The sequence below is a fragment of the Pseudomonas sp. A-1 genome (genome assembly GCF_004801855.1).
Classification (GTDB): Bacteria; Pseudomonadota; Gammaproteobacteria; order Pseudomonadales; family Pseudomonadaceae; genus Geopseudomonas.
Window position 1 is genome coordinate 1 of record NZ_SSTC01000160.1, and the last position, 4925, is coordinate 4925.

The following is a 4925-nucleotide window of genomic DNA, read 5'->3' on the forward strand; positions in this document are numbered from 1 at the left end:
CGCGGGCCAGGCTGTCGCCGGCGGCGAAGGCCTCGGCCACCGCGCCGAGGGCGGCCAGACGGCGGCGCAGGCGGCGCTGGCGGGCGATCAGCAGGATGCCGCCGACCGCCGGCAGCAGGCCGAGCAGCGCGAAGAGGCCGGGCAAGGGGTCGAGGGGCATGGCGCGGACGAGTCCTGCTGTGAGGCCCGACACATTAGCGGAAAGGGTCGCACAGGAAAATCCCGCTTAAAACGACAGGCAATAAAAAGCCCGCCTTGTGGGCGGGCTTTCCGAAGCGGGTCCGGCTTACTTCTGGTAAGCCGCCACCGCCTTGAGAATCAGCTGGCGGGCCTCTTCGGCGTCGCCCCAGCCTTCGACCTTCACCCACTTGCCCTTCTCGAGATCCTTGTAGTTCTCGAAGAAGTGCTTGACCTGCTCGATCAGCAGGGCCGGCAGGTCGGTGTAGTTCTGCACGTCCTTGTACAGGACGGTCAGCTTGTCGTGCGGTACGGCGATCAGCTTGGCGTCGCCGCCAGCCTCGTCGCTCATGTTCAGCACGCCGACCGGACGGGCGCGGATCACCGAGCCCGGCGCGACCGGGTAGGGGGTCACTACCAGCACGTCGAGGGGGTCGCCGTCGTCGGCCAGGGTGTGCGGGATGAAGCCGTAGTTGGCCGGGTAGAACATCGGGGTGGCCATGAAGCGGTCGACGAACAGGCAGTCGCTGTCGTGATCGATCTCGTACTTGATCGGCGCGTGATTGGCCGGGATCTCGATGGCGACGTAGATGTCGTTCGGCAGGTCCTTGCCGGCCGGGATCTTGCTGTAGCTCATGGGTGACTCCGAGGGTCAGGGCCAAAAATTGGCGCGGATTATAGGCGTATTCGGGCGGATGCGCCATGTTGCCGCAGCCTGCCGTGCGTCAGTCGGTCAGGGTCCGCTGTCGCTGGTCATGGAAGGCGTAGCGGTTGCGGCCGTTGTCCTTGGCCCGGTACATGGCGGCATCGGCCTTGCGCACCAGTTCGGCGGCGTCGCTGCCGTCGTCGGGATACAGGGCGATGCCGATGCTGGTGCCGATGTGCAGCACGTGGCCGTCGATCGGGAAGGGCTGCTGCAGCGCCTCGACCAGGCGGCCGGCGATCCGCTCGGCCATGGCGACGTCGTCGAGGTCCTCGAGGACGATCAGGAACTCGTCGCCGCCCAGGCGCGCCACGGTGTCGCTGTCGCGCACGGTCTGCGCCAGGCGCTCGGCGACGGCGCGCAGCAGCAGGTCGCCGACGGCATGGCCGAAGGTGTCGTTGACCGGCTTGAAGCGGTCGAGGTCGAGGAACAGCACGGCCAGCAGGCTGCCCTGGCGCCTGGCCTGGCGCAGCGCCTGGGTCAGGCGGTCGCGAACCAGGCTGCGGTTGGGCAGCCCGGTGAGGCGGTCGTGGTAGGCCATCTGCAGGATGCGTTCCTGCTCCTCCTTGGCGGCGCTGATGTCGGTGAACAGGCCGGTGAAGTGGCTCGGCCGGCGCTGCTCGTCGTAGACCGCGGCCAGCGACAGCCAGGCGCTGAAGGCCTCGCCGTCGCCACGCAGCAGGGTGACCTCGCTCTGCCAGCTGCCGGTCCGGCTGACCTGGGCCCACATGGCGGCACAGTCCGCTTCGCTGGTGTCGAGCAGCAGGGCCTCGCAGGCGCGCCGGCCTTCCAGCTCGGCGAGCCGGCAGCGCAGCAGACGGCTGCCGGCGGGGTTGAGGCCGATGATGCGCTGTCGCTCGTCGAGCAGCAGGATGCCCTCGTTGCTGTGCTCGAACACGCTGGCCGCCAGGCCGAGGCTCTGCGACTGCTCGAGCATGCGCTGCAGCAGCGGGCGCGCCAGCATGAAGATCAGCCCGCCGCCGGCGAGGCCCAGCAGGAGGATGCCGAGCAGCGGCCAGAGCAGTTCCGCGCGGGCGCCGGCGTACAGCACGTCGCGCGGCGAGAGCAGGGCGATGGCCCAGTCGCCGTGCTCCGGCAGCGGGCGGGCGAAGGCGACCAAGGCGCCGAGGCGCTCGTGCTCGGGCAGCCGCACGGCATGCAGCGGCAGGTCGCTCGCCTGGCGCAGGGCCGCGAACAGCGGATGCCAGTCCGGCGTCGCCAGCAGCGCGGTGTCGGCATCGTGGACATGCACGGCGCGCCGTTCGGCCACGTTGATCAGGTGGATCTGCATGTCGCCGCTGTACCCGTCGGTCATCGGCAGCAGGTCGCGCAGCCTGTCCAGGGTGAAGGCGGCGATGTCGGTGCCGGCACGGCGGCCGTCGGGGGAGAGGATGGGGGCGCCGACCAGCAGCACCGGGGTGTCGCCGATCAGCAGCGGCCCCACCAGGCGGGGCAGCTGCTGATCGGCTGCGGGGATCGGCCAGTGCTCCCTGGGCACGGGCTGGCGCAGGGCGAGTACCGGCTGCCCGCGGGCGTCCAGGCGCACCAGGCCGAGCACGTCCGCCGCCTGCGCCAGGGGTTCGCGCAGGCGCGGTGCGGTGAACGCCTGCAGCTCGGCGAGCTCGATCTCGCCGGCGTTGTAGCGCTCGAGCATGCGGCGGATTTCCGAGCGCGAGGTGAGCTGCATGGCGGTATCGGCCATGTGTTCGAGCAGATGGCTGCTGGCCAGCGCGCGGACCTGCACGTCGAGTTCGGCGTGCAGGTCGATCTTGTTGCTCAGCTGGAGGTACATCGGCAGGCTGGTGGCCAGGCCGACCAGGCAGGTGGTGGCCGCCACCCCGATGGCGAGCAGGCGCTGCAGCCGGCGCTGCAGGCGGGGGATGGACTGGCCTTGTGGGCGAGCGAGTTGGTCTGCCGTGCGGTTGGGCAATCTGGGGCTCCTTCGGGCGGGCAGTCGCCGAACCCGCGTCGGCTGCTCGGGGTGGCGTGAGGGTCAGTGGCGCGGCGCCCGGGCGTCGGGCAGGCCGTGCGGGCAGGCGTTCCCGTTTGGCGCGGACAGCTCCTGCAGGTGCTCGCCCAGGCGCGCCAGCGGATCCTGGCGATAGAACAGGCGCAGCTGCGCGTAGACCGCCGGGAAGGCGGCGTCGAGCAGGTCGGGGGCGCTGAAGAAGTACTCGCTGGCCACGGCGAAGAACTCGGCCGGGCTCTCGGCGGCGTAGGGATCGATGGCGGTCTCGGCGTCGGGGTCGCGGTCCAGTTCGGCGTTCAGCGCATCGAAGGCCTGCTGCATGGCGTCGGCCCATTCGGCGATGCGCATGTCGGCGTGCAGCGGCGGCAGGCCGTTGGCGTCGCCGTTGAGCATGTCCAGCTTGTGCGCCAGCTCGTGGATCGGCAGGTTGTAGCCGTCCAGCGTGCCGCTGGCCTGCACGCCCGGCCAGGCGAGGATCACCGGCCCCTGCTGCCAGGCCTCGCCGCTGCGCTCGTCGTCCCAGACGTGCTCGACCCCGGCCTCGTCGCGGTGGCGCTGCGGGCTGAGGAAGTCGTCGGGATACAGCAGCAGCTGGTGGAAGCCCTGGTACCAGTCGAGGTCGGGCAGGTGCAGCAGCGGCAGGCAGGCCTGAGCGGCCAGGCGCAGGCGCGCGGCATCGTCCAGCTCGACGCCGGGCAGGCAGGTCAGCTGCTTGTCGTGGAGCAGCAGCAGGCACAGCTCGCCGAGGCGCTGGCGCTCGCCGGCGTCGAGGCCGGCGAGCAGCGGCAGGTCGGCGCACACCGCGGCCCATAGCTGCGGGTCGAGGGGATGGCGGGCGAGCAGACGGCGGCGGCGCCAGTTGCGGAAGAACACGGCAGAGACTCCCTCGGGCGGCAGGCGATGGCCGATTGTAAGCCATCGCCGCCGGGGTGCGGGGCCCGGCGCCACCTCGCGGGAGGGGGACGGGCTACTTGCGCCGCCACTGGCCGTCGAGGCGGATGAACTGGCCGGGCGGGGTCTTCTCCACCGCTTTCTTGCCGGCCAGTGCTTCGACGTCGGCGAGGCGGATGCCGTTCTGGGTGGCCAGGCGCTGGTACTCGGCGCGCCGCGCCTGGTTGATCAGGCGGGCGATCTCGGCCGCCTGGCCGCCGGGGGCGACCACGCCGAGATAGCCGTCGGTCTGCTCGCCCAACTGGCCGGCGGCCTTGGCGGCGGGCAGCGCGGTCATCGCCCCGGGCAGGTCGAGGGCCAGGGCCGAGAGGCTGAAGCCGAAGGCGAGCAGCAGGGTGGCGATGCGCTTGGGAAGGGTCATGTCGGGCTCCTCAGAACAGGCCGCTGGATTCGTCGAGGATGTTGTCCAGCGCCTTGTCCACCTTGATGTAGATCTCATGCTCGATCTTCACGTTGAGGTTGATGTTGATCGGCTCCTTGGGGGCGGCCAGTTGCACCGTGGGGGTGCAGGCGCCCAGCAGGCCGAGCAGCAGGCTCGCCGTCAGGAGGGTGGCGAGGTGGCGCAGGCGCATGGTGCGGTCTCCCGTGTCAGTCGCGCCGCTGCAGCTGTTGCTGCACGCGGCGCTGGATGGCTTCGTTGACCCGCCCGGAGAGCTGCAGGCTGGTCAGCAGGCTGGGCACGTTCTCTTCCAGGTTGATGGCGAGGTTCACCGGCCGGCCGCCCTCCAGCGCGGGGTTCTGGCCGTGCAGGCGCAGGGCCAGCAGCAGCTGGCCGCGGGGCGCGTAGTCGACCTCGCTTTCCAGGCGATCGTAGCGGAAATCCTCCAGCGCCGTGGCGGCCAGTTGCAACGCGGGGTTGCTGCGGGCGAAGGCGCGGATGCGCTCCGAGCGCAGCTGCAGCGCGCCGCCCGGGGCGCGCGCGGCGATCCGTCCCTCGACGATGTGCAGGCCCTCGGCGTCGAGGCGCAGCGGCAGGCGGCCGTCCAGGGTGCCGCGGCCGGAGAGTCCCTCTGCGGGGTAGACCCGCAGCAGTTCGGCCAGTTCCAGGCCGCGGACCTGCACGGCGAGGCGCTGCGGCGGGCGGGCCAGGTCGAGGCGCGCCGGCTCGGCCGCCAGCTGGCCGCC

Annotated in this window: 6 protein-coding genes; all 6 read right to left on the minus strand. The window is 71.3% G+C overall.

Annotation, left to right across the window (positions count from 1 at the left end):
• Positions 1 to 286 precede the first annotated feature (286 nt).
• On the minus strand, positions 287 to 814 hold the full coding sequence (gene ppa / locus E5198_RS20445) for an inorganic diphosphatase (protein ID WP_136491751.1): 528 nt from the start codon (positions 812 to 814) through the stop codon (positions 287 to 289).
• Positions 815 to 902: 88 nt separating this feature from the next.
• A complete protein-coding gene (locus tag E5198_RS22255) occupies positions 903 to 2810 on the minus strand; it encodes a diguanylate cyclase domain-containing protein (protein ID WP_136491752.1) in 1908 nt (635 codons plus the stop codon).
• Between the two features lie 63 nt (positions 2811 to 2873).
• Complete coding sequence (locus E5198_RS20455; protein ID WP_136491753.1) at positions 2874 to 3722, minus strand: zinc-dependent peptidase; 849 nt, start codon at positions 3720 to 3722, stop codon at positions 2874 to 2876.
• Positions 3723 to 3816: 94 nt separating this feature from the next.
• Positions 3817 to 4161 (minus strand): YdbL family protein, encoded by a 345-nt coding sequence (locus E5198_RS20460; protein WP_136491754.1) that lies wholly within the window; start codon positions 4159 to 4161, stop codon positions 3817 to 3819.
• A gap of 10 nt (positions 4162 to 4171) precedes the next feature.
• A complete protein-coding gene (locus tag E5198_RS20465; protein WP_136491755.1) occupies positions 4172 to 4372 on the minus strand; it encodes a YnbE family lipoprotein in 201 nt (66 codons plus the stop codon).
• A gap of 16 nt (positions 4373 to 4388) precedes the next feature.
• On the minus strand, positions 4389 to 4925 hold a 537-nt coding region (locus E5198_RS20470; RefSeq protein WP_178084107.1), incomplete at its 5' end, for a YdbH domain-containing protein.

Excerpts from the sequence above, each read along its gene's own strand:
- E5198_RS20460 (WP_136491754.1), bottom strand. The coding sequence starts at position 4,161 with ATGACCCTTCCCAAGCGCATCGCCACCCTGCTGCTCGCCTTCGGCTTC.
- E5198_RS20465 (WP_136491755.1), bottom strand. The coding sequence starts at position 4,372 with ATGCGCCTGCGCCACCTCGCCACCCTCCTGACGGCGAGCCTGCTGCTC.
- ppa (WP_136491751.1), bottom strand. The coding sequence starts at position 814 with ATGAGCTACAGCAAGATCCCGGCCGGCAAGGACCTGCCGAACGACATC.